The sequence below is a fragment of the Citrobacter sp. FP75 genome (genome assembly GCF_018342065.1).
Classification (GTDB): Bacteria; Pseudomonadota; Gammaproteobacteria; order Enterobacterales; family Enterobacteriaceae; genus Citrobacter.
On sequence record NZ_JAFDOE010000007.1, the window covers coordinates 15250 to 28616 of the forward strand.

15 protein-coding genes are annotated in these 13367 nt (G+C 52.8%); 7 read left to right on the forward strand and 8 right to left on the reverse strand.

Features of this window, described 5'->3' with window-relative positions; all coding sequences use genetic code 11:
* Positions 1-63: 63 nt before the first annotated feature.
* Both JQ822_RS19480 and JQ822_RS19485 read left to right on the forward strand, forming a co-directional pair.
* Complete coding sequence (locus JQ822_RS19480; RefSeq protein WP_213134850.1) at positions 64-789, forward strand: FadR/GntR family transcriptional regulator; 726 nt, start codon at positions 64-66, stop codon at positions 787-789.
* A 24-nt stretch (positions 790-813) separates the two neighbouring features.
* Positions 814-1512, forward strand: coding sequence for a cache domain-containing protein (locus tag JQ822_RS19485; protein WP_213134851.1), 699 nt, complete (start codon positions 814-816; stop codon positions 1510-1512).
* Between the two features lie 19 nt (positions 1513-1531).
* On the opposite strand, the gene JQ822_RS19490 is transcribed toward JQ822_RS19485, so the two are convergent.
* Positions 1532-3013, reverse strand: a complete 1482-nt coding sequence (locus tag JQ822_RS19490) for an APC family permease (RefSeq protein WP_213134852.1) — start codon at positions 3011-3013, stop codon at positions 1532-1534.
* Between the two features lie 258 nt (positions 3014-3271).
* On the opposite strand from JQ822_RS19490, the gene JQ822_RS19495 reads away from it, so the two are divergent.
* The 5 genes from JQ822_RS19495 (at position 3272) to JQ822_RS19515 (ending at position 6724) form a co-directional block, all read left to right on the forward strand.
* Positions 3272-3412 (forward strand): hypothetical protein, encoded by a 141-nt coding sequence (locus JQ822_RS19495; RefSeq protein WP_213134853.1) that lies wholly within the window; start codon positions 3272-3274, stop codon positions 3410-3412.
* 206 nt (positions 3413-3618) lie between these two features.
* A complete protein-coding gene (locus JQ822_RS19500) occupies positions 3619-4452 on the forward strand; it encodes an ABC transporter substrate-binding protein (protein ID WP_213134854.1) in 834 nt (277 codons plus the stop codon).
* Between the two features lies 1 nt (position 4453).
* Positions 4454-5272 carry an amino acid ABC transporter ATP-binding protein gene (locus tag JQ822_RS19505; protein ID WP_213134855.1) on the forward strand — a complete coding sequence of 273 codons (819 nt, stop codon included), beginning with the start codon at positions 4454-4456 and terminating at the stop codon, positions 5270-5272.
* Complete coding sequence (locus tag JQ822_RS19510) at positions 5272-6057, forward strand: amino acid ABC transporter permease (protein WP_213134856.1); 786 nt, start codon at positions 5272-5274, stop codon at positions 6055-6057. Before JQ822_RS19505 ends, JQ822_RS19510 begins: the two co-directional genes overlap by 1 nt.
* Complete coding sequence (locus tag JQ822_RS19515; protein WP_213134857.1) at positions 6047-6724, forward strand: amino acid ABC transporter permease; 678 nt, start codon at positions 6047-6049, stop codon at positions 6722-6724. Before JQ822_RS19510 ends, JQ822_RS19515 begins: the two co-directional genes overlap by 11 nt.
* 9 nt (positions 6725-6733) lie before the next feature.
* Here JQ822_RS19515 and ydhT read toward each other — a convergent pair whose 3' ends face one another.
* From ydhT to fumD, 7 genes are all read right to left on the reverse strand, one after another.
* Complete coding sequence (gene ydhT / locus JQ822_RS19520; protein ID WP_213134858.1) at positions 6734-7546, reverse strand: protein YdhT; 813 nt, start codon at positions 7544-7546, stop codon at positions 6734-6736.
* Positions 7547-7549: 3 nt separating this feature from the next.
* Entirely contained in the window at positions 7550-8335 is a 786-nt protein-coding gene (gene phsC / locus JQ822_RS19525; protein WP_213134859.1) for a thiosulfate reductase cytochrome B subunit, read from the reverse strand.
* Positions 8332-9000: a 4Fe-4S dicluster domain-containing protein gene (locus JQ822_RS19530; RefSeq protein WP_213134860.1), complete on the reverse strand. Its 669-nt coding sequence runs from the start codon at positions 8998-9000 to the stop codon at positions 8332-8334. Before JQ822_RS19530 ends, phsC begins: the two co-directional genes overlap by 4 nt.
* A gap of 63 nt (positions 9001-9063) precedes the next feature.
* The gene (locus JQ822_RS19535; RefSeq protein WP_213134861.1) at positions 9064-9741 is read right to left on the reverse strand and encodes a YdhW family putative oxidoreductase system protein; all 678 of its coding nucleotides are present in this window, start codon (positions 9739-9741) and stop codon (positions 9064-9066) included.
* 10 nt (positions 9742-9751) lie between these two features.
* A complete protein-coding gene (locus JQ822_RS19540) occupies positions 9752-11854 on the reverse strand; it encodes an aldehyde ferredoxin oxidoreductase (RefSeq protein ID WP_213135006.1) in 2103 nt (700 codons plus the stop codon).
* Between the two features lie 120 nt (positions 11855-11974).
* Positions 11975-12601, reverse strand: coding sequence for a ferredoxin-like protein (locus tag JQ822_RS19545; protein ID WP_213134862.1), 627 nt, complete (start codon positions 12599-12601; stop codon positions 11975-11977).
* Between the two features lie 488 nt (positions 12602-13089).
* Positions 13090-13299, reverse strand: coding sequence for a fumarate hydratase FumD (gene fumD, locus JQ822_RS19550; protein ID WP_003029345.1), 210 nt, complete (start codon positions 13297-13299; stop codon positions 13090-13092).
* Positions 13300-13367 lie beyond the last annotated feature (68 nt).

Below are 13367 nucleotides of genomic sequence, written 5' to 3' on the forward strand. Positions count from 1 at the left end.
CTTGCCTGACGGGCTTGTGTTAGAAAGGGTCGTTGTTTCAGGGAATTGAGTGCAGAAAAGATTATGATTACTCATGCGGTCATATTTGCGCCTATCGGACAGGTCAGTCGTTCTGACCAGATTGTGCAGCGCCTTTCAAACGCCATCATTACGGGATTGCTCGAGCCAAAAGAGCAACTACCCAACGAAACCGATCTCGCAAAGATGATGGGCGTCTCACATATCACGATCAGAGAAGCACTCAACACGCTTCGGGCTAATAATCTTATCCATACGGTTCGAGGTCGAAATGGCGGGAGCTTTGTTTGCGAGAATATTGATGGCAAAAATAGCGCCCTGCACCCGTTTAAATCGATCGGTACCGATTACCTCTCCGATTTAGGCGAAATGCATTGCGCCATTATCAGCCATAGCGCCAGGCTAGCTTCCCGGCGTATGACCAGCGCGGATATCGCCAAATTCCGCGAGTTTGTTGAGGTGCTGAGAAAGGCGGATTCGCCAGAGTTAATGACCCAGGCCGATATGCGTTGCCTGCTGGCGATCGCCGCCAGTTCGCATTCGGCACGGCTGGCAAATCAGGAGCTGCAGGTGCAGGCGGAATGGGCCTCGCTGGTGGCTATCCTCTATCGCTCGGGCAATATTCATGCCGAGATTATTGCGCTCTATTCTGCGTTAGCCGACGCACTGGCCGCACATAATGAGGCAGAATCGGTGCAGTTTGCCACTCAGATTATCGACACGTTTACCTATTATCTTATTGAAAAAAAGCTGAAATATAACTCAAACTGACAATCAGTGAAGGCAGGACAGATCATGAGCTCTTCAACATCCCTAAGCGCATTAATCCGTAAAATTGATGATATTACTGCCTCTACCGTAGAGTCTACCGTTGCGCTGGCGAGGAGCATCCACGAGGCGATTGCCGGAGTGCAAAAAGCGTCCGCAGAGGTCGTCCTCGATCCGTCCGTGAGATCAAGTGTTCAGCAGCACATCAAGCGCACGCTGAATCACAATCATTATTGTTCGGGAGCCGGGTTCGCCAGCCATATTGAGAACACGCCGACCAGTAAAGAATATTGGCTTCTGGAATGGTGGTATAAGAAAGATAACGGGCTGAGTCAGGCACATCTGGATTTAGATCAGGCCACCCAGCAGCGGCTGGATTTCAGAACCTTCGAGTGGTTTAAGCATTCACCGCCCGCAGGCGAAGCCTATATTCACGGGCCGTATGTCGACTATATCTGCAACATCTCTTACACCCTGACCTCGGCAGTGCCCGTTTACTACAATGACCAGTTTCTGGGCGTTGCCGCCGTCGACCTGCTGGTCAGCCAGATAGAGGCAGAACTGCTCTCCTGCCCCCAGCCTGACTATGTCATTCTGACCAATCTGGAAAACCGGATTATCTTCTCCAGTTGGCCGCGCTATCGCGTGGGGGAATTACTATCGCCCGCGAATACCCACGTTGTGTATCAGAGCGACTACTTTATCCTCTACCACTATCAAAGCTAAGGGCCCGCAGGCCCTTGTTTTAGTTGTCCTGCCCCATATTCAGCTTGTTTGCATAGGCTATAGCATCATTCTCCGGTGCCGCAGAGCGACCAAACGGACGCGTCAGGAACATGTAGACAAGCCCCGATCCCACGACAATCGCCAGGCCAAACAGCACCGTCCAGCGGTCGATGAAATCACTGCTGTCGGCGGGCTGGGCCAGCAGCCAAATCCCGCACAGTCCGTAGGCTAATGCCAGCACGTTGACGATTGTCCCCCAGCCGCCGATGGTCCACTCACCTGCCGGTTTCCAGCCTTTCAGGCGCTGGCGCAGCGCAGCAAGCACCACCATCTGGAACGAAATGTAGATACCGATAACGGCAAACGCGGTAATGCGCGACAGATTATCGGGCTGGAAATAGACCCAGACACAAATGATCACCGGCAGTAAGCAACTGACCACCATGGCATTATCCGGAACACCATTTTTAGAGATCCTGGACATCCACTCGCTTCCCGGCAGCATTCTGTCTCGGGAGAAGGAGAAGATCAGGCGGCTCAGCGCAGCCTGAAGGGACAGGATACAGGACAGCATGGCGATAATCGCGACGATGATAAAGACAGTCGCGCCGGTTTCCCCCAGGGCCTCGTTGAGAATAGCCGGGATCGGATCGGCCGTTTTACCGTTCACAATACTGACCAGATTCGGCGAAGCCAGCAGATACCCCATCACTGAAATGATGGCCGAGATAGCACCGAACACGATGCTCAGGATCATCGCAACCGGGATTTTTTTACTTGGATTCTTCACCTCTTCCGCCACGTTGCCGCAGGCTTCAAAGCCAAAGAACATGAACAAGCCCATCAGCGCGGCGGACATAAAGGCGGTGGAGTAGCTTCCGTCCTGGGCCAGCACGCCCATTGAATCAAAAATTACCGAGAATGGCTGTGAACGGTGGAAAATCAGCAGATAAATCCCCAGCGCAATCACACTGACAATCTCACACCAGAAGCCAATTTTGGCGACCCGGGCAAGATTCTTCGTCCCGGACATATTCACCGCCATCATCAACAGCAGCAGCACCACGGACGTCAGCAGCATGGTGGCCGGCGTCTGACCATAGTGGAACAGCGACTCGACGAAGGTTGAGGTGTATTCCGCGATCGAGGTGATGGTCACCACCAGCGCCCACAGGTAAATCCAGGCCGCGATCCACGCATATTTTTTCCCCCATAACCGTCTGGCCCAGGGATACAGCCCTCCGGTAATCGGATACTGAGAGGCCACCTCGCCAAACACCAGCGCCACCAGAAGCTGCCCGCAGGCGACGATTAAAATCCACCATACCGCCGGAGGCCCTGCCAGCGTCACGGCAAGCGCAAACAGCGAATACACGGCGGTGAGCGGCGACAGGTAGGTAAAACCCAGCGCAAAGTTAGAGATAAGACCGATCGATCGGTTGAACTGCTCTTTGCCATCTTTTTGAAAATTATCGTTTTTATTATCAGGTATCTGTTCCATATCTCTTTCTCTTTTGTGGAATAGTCACAGGGGTGAACGATTAATGTATAAAAGATATTAAGTTATATGTATAGTGATTTTGTATTGTTTTTGTTAAAACAAATCACTCTTTTCTTTAATAGTGAGTTAAATCACGCTGCGCCGTGAACCGGCATTGAAGTGGGGAAAAGCATTTTAAGAGCAAGAATCGCTGCTGTTCAGCAACATTTTTGCAATATAATAGCGTGATGTTAAACGCTGAACCTGAACAGGTGCCTGATGGAAATTGATCTCGATAATCTGGTCTTTGATGGACTGGATGAAGCGCAAGAGCGCAATGCGGAACGTCTGGAAGATGCAGACAAAAAAGCGCAGGAAATTATTGCGGATAATGACTGTGGCGATGCCTGCAAAATCTAATTTCTGAACCGGTGTGATGCCGGTTTTTTTTACCTCCTGGCTACACTCCCTCCCTTATCTATATACCCCATCGCGTTTACCCATTGTTAACACCTCTTTTACTAATAACATTTTGTAAATAGATAAGAATTTTTTCTTATTTTGAGTCGTCCATAAGTTATGGGAGCGTAAAAAGCACAAACCAATAACTACAGGGATTTCATTTAATGATGGCAACGAAAATTTACCGCGCTAAAAAAACATTACTGGCACTGAGCGTACTGCTCGCTTCGGGCATCATTGCGTCACAGGCTCAGGCCGACCAGTTGGCTGATATCAAAGCCGCTGGCGTAGTGAAAGTCGCGACGTTCGACGCTAACCCACCGTTTGGCTCTATCGATGCGAAAACGCACAAAATTGTCGGGTACGACGTCGATTTTGCCGAAGCGCTGGCAAAATCCCTCGGAGTAAAACTGGAACTGGTGGCGACCAATCCGGCCAACCGCATTCCGCTGCTGCAATCCGGTAAAGCCGATTTAATCGTCGCGGATATCACGATTACGCCGGAGCGGGCGCAGGTCATTGATTTCTCGGCCCCCTATTTTATCACCGGGCAGCAGTTCCTGGTACCCGCCAAATCCCCGGACAAACTTGATGATTACAGCAAGGCACGCATCGGCGCGGTGAAAGGCACCACCGGTGAGCAAGCGCTACATCAGCGCTTCCCGCAGTCACGCGTGCTGGCCTACGACGATATTCCGCTGGCACTGACTGCGCTACGTAACGGCAATGTTCAGGCCATCACTCAGGACAGTACCATTCTGGCGGGCCTGTTAGGCGGCGCACCGGATAAAGCGGATTTTAAAATTTTGCCTGACCTGCTGAGCAAAGAAGAGATCGGCGTGGGGGTGAAAAAAGGGGAAACAGCGTTGTTGCACGCGGTGAATAACGAGCTGCTAAGACTTGAATCGACCGGTCAGGCGGCCAAAATCTATGATGTGTGGTTTGGACCGGAAACCAAAAACCCGCAGCCCCGCGCCTTTAAAATAGAAGCGAAGTAATATGTTCTCAGGTTTGTTTCCTCGATCCGCAGCGCCCGCTGCGGATTTTACGCAGCTGCGTCAGGCGCGGGTTGAACTACGCAATGTCCATAAACAGTATGACGCACACACGGTGTTAAACGACGTCAGCCTGTCGGTAGAGCCTGGAGAAGTGGTCACTATACTGGGGCCTTCCGGCTCCGGAAAATCCACGCTTATTCGCCTGATCAATCAGCTTGAGTCCCTCAGCGGGGGCGATATTTTCATTGATGATAAACCGATTGGCCAGCTGCGCGGCGCAGCCTTGCGTCAGTTACGCAGCCGTATTGGCTTTGTGTTTCAGCAGTTCAATCTTTACGCGCATCTGTCGGCACAGCAGAATATCTCGTTAGCGCTGGAACAGGTTCACGGCTGGAATAAAACGGATGCGAAACGACGGGCGCTTGAGCTACTCGATCAAGTTGGACTGGGTGAGAAAGCCGGGGCCTACGCCGCGCAGCTTTCCGGCGGGCAGCAGCAGCGCGTCGCCATCGCCCGCGCTCTGGCCTCCTCCCCGCAAATCATCCTGTTTGATGAACCGACCTCCGCGCTGGATCCCGAAATGATTGGCGAAGTGTTGCAGGTGATGAAAAACCTTGCCCATAGCGGCATCACCATGATTGTCGTCACCCATGAAATGCATTTCGCCCGCGAGATTGCCGATCGGGTAGTTTTCATCGATGGCGGTGACATTCTCGAAGTGGCGCCACCCGAGGCATTCTTCACTCATCCACAGCACCCCAGAACCCGGCGTTTCCTGAAAAAAGTGCTCGACCCGTTACACCAGGAGTCATCGTTATAATGCATGCAATGGACTGGCAGGGAGTGCTGAGCGGGCAACCTCTGCAATGGATAATGTCAGGTTTTCTGACCACGCTATGGGTAACGCTGGCGGGGAGTGTTCTCGCCACAGTACTGGCCATCCTGCTGCTCGGCCTACGCCTTTCGGGTCATCGCATCGCCAGTGCCGTAGTCAGCGCGTGGGTGTCTGTTTTTCGCAACACGCCGTTGCTGGTGCAACTGATGTTCTGGTATTTCGCCGCATGGAACCTGCTTCCCCGGGGTTTTATTATATTCGTTAATGCGGAGCATCCGTGGTCCATTCTGCCTGGTGATGTCTGGTGGTTAACGCCGGAGTTCCTCTGCTCGGCCTGGGGACTCGGGGTTTTCACTTCCGCGTTTTTGGTTGAGGAAATCGCCTCAGGTTTACAGGCGGTGTCCAACGGACAGCGGGAAGCCGCCGTGGCGCAAGGGTTTTCAACCTGGGCAACCTTACGCCATATTCTGCTCCCTCAGGGGCTGGCGAACGCCTGGCAGCCGATAGTTGGGCAGTATCTCAATTTAATGAAACTCTCTTCGCTTGCCAGCGGTATCGGCTTCGCTGAACTGACCTACCAGGTGCGGCAAATCGAGAGCTATAACGCCCACGCGCTGGAAGCCTTTGCCGTCGGAACCGCGCTCTATCTGCTGACCGGAATTGTGATGGGGACGCTGCTGACGCGACTTGGTCCAGGGCCCGTATCCGCGAAGCAAGTCGCGGTGAAAACCCGTGGCTTTAACATCAGGAGTCCCCAGCATGATCGCTAATATTTCGGTCATTACCGACAACCTGGATTATCTCCTGTGGGGGCGTATAGCCGAGGGTCAGCCAGGCGGCGTTCTGCTTACGTTACTGATGGCAATGGGTGCGGCGGTTCTGGCGCTACCCACCGGGATAACACTCGCCTGCTGTGCCTGGCGATTCCCGGGCGTCGTGCGCAAAGGGCTGTTTATCTGGGCGGAGTTTATTCGCGGTATTCCGTTAATCTTTGTCATTTTCTGGATGTGGTATCTGCTGCCCATGCTAACAGGCAGCGATCTACCGGGTGCGGTGACCGTCACGCTGGCGCTGGCCTGGTTTACCGCGGCCTCGGTGATGCACTCCGTGTATTCTGGCTTAAACGCGCTGCCCGTCGGCCAGTATGAGGCGACGGTGGTTCAGGGATTTCGCCCGTCCCAGGCGCTATGGCTGATTTTACTGCCGCAGGTGCTGCGTAACATCCTGCCATCGCTCACCGGGATCTTTATTGGTTTACTGAAGGATACGTCGCTGGCGTTTATCGTCAACGTCCCTGAACTGACGACGGTTGCCGGTCAGGTAAACAGCCGGGTCCAAATCTACCCGGCAGCGATTTTTGTCTTTACCGGGTTGGTCTACTACCTGCTGTGTTTTGGTCTGGAAAAAGTCGCCCGACGTCAGTTCGCGCTAAAATAACGTCACTGCTCAACAGGCCACAAACTGGTGGTCGTCGTTGAGCCGGTATTTCACTCCAGCGCGGATATTGTTTTCCCCCTCGATGGCAACGGCAAACCGCATTCTCTGCCCGTCGTGATAGGCAAGTGCGGCACACCCGCCGGGACCGAGAATGACCGAATCGACCTCGCCGGTACTGGCAACGACCGCATTTTCTCCGCTGGCAATAATGTGGACGTTATCAGCGCAATTGGCGATTTTCGACTCTGCGCCAAAGCTGGCAATCTGCGTGAGATCGCCGCCACTGGCGATGCGACTTCTGTCGCCCAATGAACTGATACGCACGCGCATGCCGGTACTGGCGATACGCGTCCCGTCTCCCACACTGCTGACGCGTGTGGAGTTTCCCGCGACCGCTATTCTGCTGCGATTGCCGGAACTGCCGACATGCGTATTGTACCCAACGCTGCCAATACGCGCGCTGTACCCCGCGCTGGCAATCTGCGCAGCATACCCGGCACTGGCGATTTTAACGTTATCACCTGCGCTACCGAGACTGTCGCTATCCGTGGCACTCGCCAATTGCCTGCCGTTGTCGTCTGCCGTTTGCGGGCTGGCCAGCCGCGCCATGGCGCAAATATCCTGCTGCACAAAGCGCGATTCATCCAGCCATTTAGACCAGCCATACTCCACGAGGCTGTCCGCCCAGTCACCAAACCCCTCTCGCTCGAGCGCTCGGTGGACATCCGCATAGCTGCCGCCGTCGGGAAACGTGCGCAGAAACCAGCGGTACATCACGGGCCCGACGCGCCAGGCCCGTAAATCACTACAGGTAATCATCATCACTTAATGCCGGTGATAGCCATCCACCATGCACCTGAAGGTTTCGCCCGGTGTGCGTCCCGTGGTGCAGAGATAAAGATGTCCAAAAATGAAAAACAGACTCACAATCGCCAGCGCAAAGTGCGCCTGTAGCAACCAGTAACGCACACCCGGGAACAGATCGCCCACCGCCTGCGGGTAAAGCGAAAGCAAACCGGAAATCAGCAACAGCGGCAACAAACCGTACATCACGCCAACATAGGCGGCCTGCTGTAACGGGTTGAATTTTGACCGAGTGGATGCCGGGAACGGGTGCGCTTCACCCTGCATAATGCCAAACAGATAAAACCGCGTCTGTCGCAGCGCCCGTCCGACCCAGCCCTGACGTTTAATAATGTAATGATGCCCGTTACCACCGATCAGGTTAATCAGTACAAAGCTAATCCAGCACGCCAGCAGCAAGAAACCGCAGATTTCATGCACTGCGTGCAGGCTTTTCATTACCGGCGCGCTGACGGCAGAAAAATGATTTACCAGACCACTGGCCAGCAGCAGCAAAAACAGCAGCGCATTCGACCAGTGCCACAGGCGAACCGCCTTCGAATACAGATAAACCTTCTCACCGTGCCCGGCTGACGCTTTATTGGCAGAACGAAAGCGCAACATGGCGTGTAGCGCCAGCACCAGCCACATCCCCACCAGCATTAGCCCGGCAATCACCAGCCAGACGGGCCAGTAGTCGGGCTTAAACAGGGGGACGAACTGCGCAAGCTGCGCGTGAAACTGTTCGGCATTCTGCGACGCGTTCATACATTATCCTTTTTAATCAAATGTTGACCGAACCGACGATACAGATGAGGTTTCCCGGCGCCTGCAAGCTGATACTCATAAAACTTGTTTTCCCGCAGCCAGGTCTGAATCTGCGGGCTGTCTTCACGACCAAAAATCAGCGCGTGTTCCGGGCAAGCGTTCACACAGATAGGCGGGAATCCCTTCACCAGTCGTGACTCGGCGCAGAAGTCACATTTGTCGGCCACTTTAGTTTGCGGATTCAGATAGCGGACTTGATAAGGACAGGCACCTATGCAGTAACTGCAGCCAATGCAACGCGAGGCGTCAACCCGCACAATCCCGTTCTCATCTCGCCAGGAAGCGCCGGTCGGACATACCTCGATACAAGGTGCATCATCACAATGCTGGCAGGACTGGCGAAAATAGTGATACAGGGTTTCGTCGTCGTTATCCGAGACAGGAATATGAGCTATCGACAAACGGCTACCCTGGGCAGGAACATGGTTGGTTTTCCTGCACGCACGGGCGCAAATATTACAGCCGTTGCACAATGACTCATCGTGGATCATGACATAGCGAACCGCTTGCGTATTTTTGGTACTCGCTAACAGATTTTGGCCTGGGCCGGTGAAAAAAATCACCGTCCCCATGCCAATGACAAATTTTCGTCGGGTGAAGGACATCGGGTTATCCTCTAATGCTGTGACAGTGATCGTCCACACGTTCCATGACATTGACCTGAAAATTCAGGGATTCTGGTACTGCTCAACCTCAAGCCATTCACACAGGCCGTACGCTTTGCCGTAGTGCATAAAGCGCTCGCTAAACAGATAAGGTTCCGCATTCGACGCTTCCACCACGCGTATATCCGCGTAATCCGGGTGCGTTTCCATTGCCGTAAGCGCCGCGGCTATCTGCTGAGGTTCAAAGTGATACGGCGGCTGCCCGAGCATCGCGACCTTATACGGGCGAGGATACGTCCGGCAGTCAAAGCGCACCGCTTCGGCGATCGCCCGGCAGATATCGTTTTCCACCACCTGCACGCACATGTCGGCGTAGTTGGCCGTCATGGTCTGCGTCGAGTAGAAATACGTATCTTCAGCGCCCTGCACGCAGGTAATATCCGCCCCGCACGGTTGCTCACGCATCGCGTCCAGCAGCAGCGTAAGGTCGGTTTCAGGCATCGAATATGGCGGTTGCAGAAACACACTGCGCGCCACCAGCTTGCCCGACGCGGAATGCTGGCGGATAAAATCCGCCATTATCGACTCCGCAGTGACGGGTTCTTCAACCTGCGGCGCGTTACCATGCGTTATGGCTGGGTGTAAGGTCTGTAGCCACTGCCTTTTTTGGCTATCAATCTCATCGGGAAGCGTGATGCCCTCTTCCTCATTGGCAACCAGATCGTTGCTCACGTTAGTCATCTCGCGTTCCTTACGCCGGCAGCAGATTCTGCGCAGCCAGATCGGCTGCAACATCCTCAAGACCGAGGCGATTCAGGGTTTCACGCGTTGGGCAGCCGAGTTCCGGGTCCCAGCCCATTTCCTGATAGAACATCGTGAGTGACTGACGCATATCTTCCCGATCCATTTTGTCGGTCCCTTCGGTGAACACCGGGATCTTAGGATCTTTGTCGAAGACCCAGGAGCAGATAAGATCGTGTTCATTGCGCATGTCTTTGGTTTGCATCAGTTTTACCGTATAGGCGCGATGCAGGGTGAAAATACGTTCGGCGGCGAGATCCAGGCTTGCCTGCGTCGTTTCATCACCGGTCACCGCCTGGAAGAATTTCGCTTCCAGATCCAGATCCCCGCGATAGTTTCGGCTCTTCAGCGGCGAAACCGTCATCGGCCAGACCCAGTTGCACAGCGTAACGGCGTTATGCAGACAAACTTTCAGCAGCGTCCATTTAGCGTATTTGATTTTGGCGGCGTTGATCGGGGTGTAGTTTTTGGTTTCGTCGTAGGCATCCTGTGAGCCAAACAGCTCACCCGCCACCTCGCGCTGCAATTTCAACGGCAAACCAGAGCCGATGAAATTGATATGGGTATGCGCCATACAGTCACGGTTGAACATGCAGTTGGTGATCGCCCCCACCTGTGCTGAGGCTTCGTTGGCATGGTGAACCGGAAAACCAAACGGCGACCACAGTTTGTTCTTGGCGTAGCCCCAGTACTCGTCACCTAAATTCCAGCGTTCGGCAATGGCGTATGAACCATCCGCAAGATGGCTGAGTTCTCCGACGCGATGCGCCAGGCGGTAGTAGAAATCTTTAATAAAGTTAGGATCGCCGGCTTCCAGCTGATCCCAACGGATCTCAGCATATTCCTCGGTGGGCAGCACGCGCTTAAAGACACCTTTGGCGTAACAGTAGGTGAAATCACGGTGCAGTTGCCCGTAGTTACACCAAATGCCGTAGTCATCGAACAGGTTAAGGCCAACCAGATTACCCACTACGCGCCCGTCGTCTTTCTCATCAAAATCTTTCGGGCCATTAGGGAAAATGGTGGTGTGTACAAAGTTCGCCACGCAGGTGTTACCGCCGGTACTCGGTACGCCAAAGTCTTTAACGCGCGGGACATTGAGCTGGGTCATACAGCGAATCGGGCATGAGTGACAGCCGCTCATTTTGACCGTGTATTTTTCAGCAACCGGTCCGAGATCGAACACTGATTTGTAGGTACGAAAGCCGACAGTATTCTGGTTGCCGGGCGGGATTTCCCCCGTTTCAATCGGGCCACCTTCCGCCGCGCCCCAGAACAGTCCTTTACGCGCCGTCCAGCGTGAGTTCGGAGATGAGTATTCGGCCCACGCCTGAGGCGTACTCGGTACAACGTGGTTGTTGTTAGCCCCGATAAGCTCGGTCATCATGTAGTCGTTCAGCCGCTTCATCTCTTTGCGGTCCGCGATGTTGACCCCTTTTGTCCCTTCGACCGCAATGGCCTTCAGGTTCTTCGAGCCCATCACCGCACCGGTGCCAGCGCCACCGCTGTGGTTACGGCTGTTGATCATACAAGAGAGCGGTACCAAGTTTTCTCCCGCCTGACCAATAGCGGTGACGCAGGTTTCCGGGCTGGTGATGCGGCAAATCTCTTCGGTTGTCGCGCGCGTCCCCTTGCCCCAGAGGAAGTCCGCTTTCTCGATACTCACCTGGTCATCTTTAATCTTGATCCACACAGGCGACGCCGCTTTACCTTCAATCACAATGGCGTCATAGCCGGCAAATTTCATTTGCGCTGCGAAGAAGCCGCCCATGTGGGCATCAACCACTAAATTACCTTTGGTAAAGGTCGATAATGAGGTGATATTGACGCGTGAACTGCAGGGAGCGCCCGAACCGGTGAGGGGGCCGGTGGCGAACACCAGTTTATTACCTTCATCAAAAGGTTTGGTGCCAGGCGGAACTTCGTCGTACATAATTTTATAACCAAAGCCCATCCCGCCGACAAATTTTTTAAATTTACTGGAATCTTCCAGGGTGATATTACCCGTAGTGAGATTGACCCGTAAAATATTACCTGTCCAACCATTAGCCATCATGTTTTCCTTTGCAAGAAGGTTTAATAGATATACCCGTCATTTTGCTGGCAGTGTTTCTCTGCAAAACTGCGATATTTTTGGCAATTAATGACGCGTATCAGGCAAGCCTGCGATCCATCAAACGGTAATCTCTTTCCACTCGATAATTTTTAATGCTCCAGTCGGACAAGCATTGGCGCATTCCCCACACAAAACGCATTTTGAGGACTTTTGGGTTTCGGTATTAACGGTCGCCATCATCCATGGACAGGCGGTGGTGCACGCGCTACAGCCGATACAGCGCTTGTGATCCACTGCAATACAGCCGTCTTCCTGTTTCCAGGTAATGGCACCGATCGGGCAGACATTCATACATTGCGGATCTTTGCACTGACGGCAGGTGTCGGCGGTATAATTTAAGTCACCATACAGTCCGCCACCGGAACCGACACCGTTGTCGCCAAAGAAGAAATTGCGATGAATTTTGATCCGGGAAAAAAAGGTGCCAACGGCGCCATCGTTATAATTCGTACAGGAAATTTCGCAGCGGTGGCACCCTGTGCAGCGTGCCCGTTGGGTCACCAGCACCCCTTTCGGCGTGTTAATCAACCCGACGGTGCCGCTGTCGACATCTTCCTGCTTGCAACCAAAAAGTGATAACAGCGCGGGGGCAATGGTTAAACCTGCCAGGCCCTTTCCTGATATCCGCAGAAATTCAAGTCGCGTTAAACCACAATCTAATAATGGACGATCAACCTGGTTCATTTATTTCGCATCCTCTTCGCAAACGCTGTAGCAGCAACACATCCAGTGCGTATTTTATTGCGCGCCGGGTAGGCCAAGGCCAAATCGGGCCATGAATGTTGCCGACAACACGTGATTATTTGCCCTAACCTGATCGCATAAATGACGGTGGTTAAACGGAATGAATCTAATCCTTTAGGGTTAGGCGGATAAATAATGTGGTTATTTACCCCCTATCACCTTGATCGTTATCAATTTAAAAACGGAAGATAAATAATAAATACGGAGTGATTTCTATTATCATTAAGAAAATTTGAAATGGTATTTCATGCATATTGCAAATATTTGTGATTACACTCCCAAATATATTTCCATACGACAACCGATATGTATTTAAATATATAGCGATATTTAGAATATTAATTACAGCGCTGAATTATAAGTATTGGAAGATTGCCATGACTGAAATAAGAGGACGGCAGATAATTTCCACCGTCCTCTCTTATGGATTAACCGGCCAATGCTTTGATAACGGTCTCAATGGCCTGTTTTTCTAACTCACTGCGCTTTACGCGCTGATTTGCGAGGGTGGTTCTCAGTACACCGGCAATGACGATATGCTTAGGCTCTTGTCCCAGATCGCGCATTTCCAGTACTACTTTACCGACGACTCTGCACATCTCGCGATACAGTTCGTCGTCTTTGGTCTGATTGCCCATAATTGCCTGCTCGTCATTGACTCAAAACAACAGCATATATCAGTCTGGCTTATTAGACAAAAAATCAA

What these genes read in the sequence shown, in the direction of transcription:
- JQ822_RS19480 (WP_213134850.1), top strand. Translation starts at nt 64, where the DNA reads ATGATTACTCATGCGGTCATATTTGCGCCTATCGGACAGGTCAGTCGT.
- JQ822_RS19485 (WP_213134851.1), top strand. Translation starts at nt 814, where the DNA reads ATGAGCTCTTCAACATCCCTAAGCGCATTAATCCGTAAAATTGATGAT.
- JQ822_RS19490 (WP_213134852.1), bottom strand. Translation starts at nt 3,013, where the DNA reads ATGGAACAGATACCTGATAATAAAAACGATAATTTTCAAAAAGATGGC.
- JQ822_RS19495 (WP_213134853.1), top strand. Translation starts at nt 3,272, where the DNA reads ATGGAAATTGATCTCGATAATCTGGTCTTTGATGGACTGGATGAAGCG.
- JQ822_RS19500 (WP_213134854.1), top strand. Translation starts at nt 3,619, where the DNA reads ATGATGGCAACGAAAATTTACCGCGCTAAAAAAACATTACTGGCACTG.
- JQ822_RS19505 (WP_213134855.1), top strand. Translation starts at nt 4,454, where the DNA reads ATGTTCTCAGGTTTGTTTCCTCGATCCGCAGCGCCCGCTGCGGATTTT.
- JQ822_RS19510 (WP_213134856.1), top strand. Translation starts at nt 5,272, where the DNA reads ATGCATGCAATGGACTGGCAGGGAGTGCTGAGCGGGCAACCTCTGCAA.
- JQ822_RS19515 (WP_213134857.1), top strand. Translation starts at nt 6,047, where the DNA reads ATGATCGCTAATATTTCGGTCATTACCGACAACCTGGATTATCTCCTG.
- ydhT (WP_213134858.1), bottom strand. Translation starts at nt 7,546, where the DNA reads ATGATGATTACCTGTAGTGATTTACGGGCCTGGCGCGTCGGGCCCGTG.
- phsC (WP_213134859.1), bottom strand. Translation starts at nt 8,335, where the DNA reads ATGAACGCGTCGCAGAATGCCGAACAGTTTCACGCGCAGCTTGCGCAG.
- JQ822_RS19530 (WP_213134860.1), bottom strand. Translation starts at nt 9,000, where the DNA reads ATGTCCTTCACCCGACGAAAATTTGTCATTGGCATGGGGACGGTGATT.
- JQ822_RS19535 (WP_213134861.1), bottom strand. Translation starts at nt 9,741, where the DNA reads ATGACTAACGTGAGCAACGATCTGGTTGCCAATGAGGAAGAGGGCATC.
- JQ822_RS19540 (WP_213135006.1), bottom strand. Translation starts at nt 11,854, where the DNA reads ATGGCTAATGGTTGGACAGGTAATATTTTACGGGTCAATCTCACTACG.
- JQ822_RS19545 (WP_213134862.1), bottom strand. Translation starts at nt 12,601, where the DNA reads ATGAACCAGGTTGATCGTCCATTATTAGATTGTGGTTTAACGCGACTT.
- fumD (WP_003029345.1), bottom strand. Translation starts at nt 13,299, where the DNA reads ATGGGCAATCAGACCAAAGACGACGAACTGTATCGCGAGATGTGCAGA.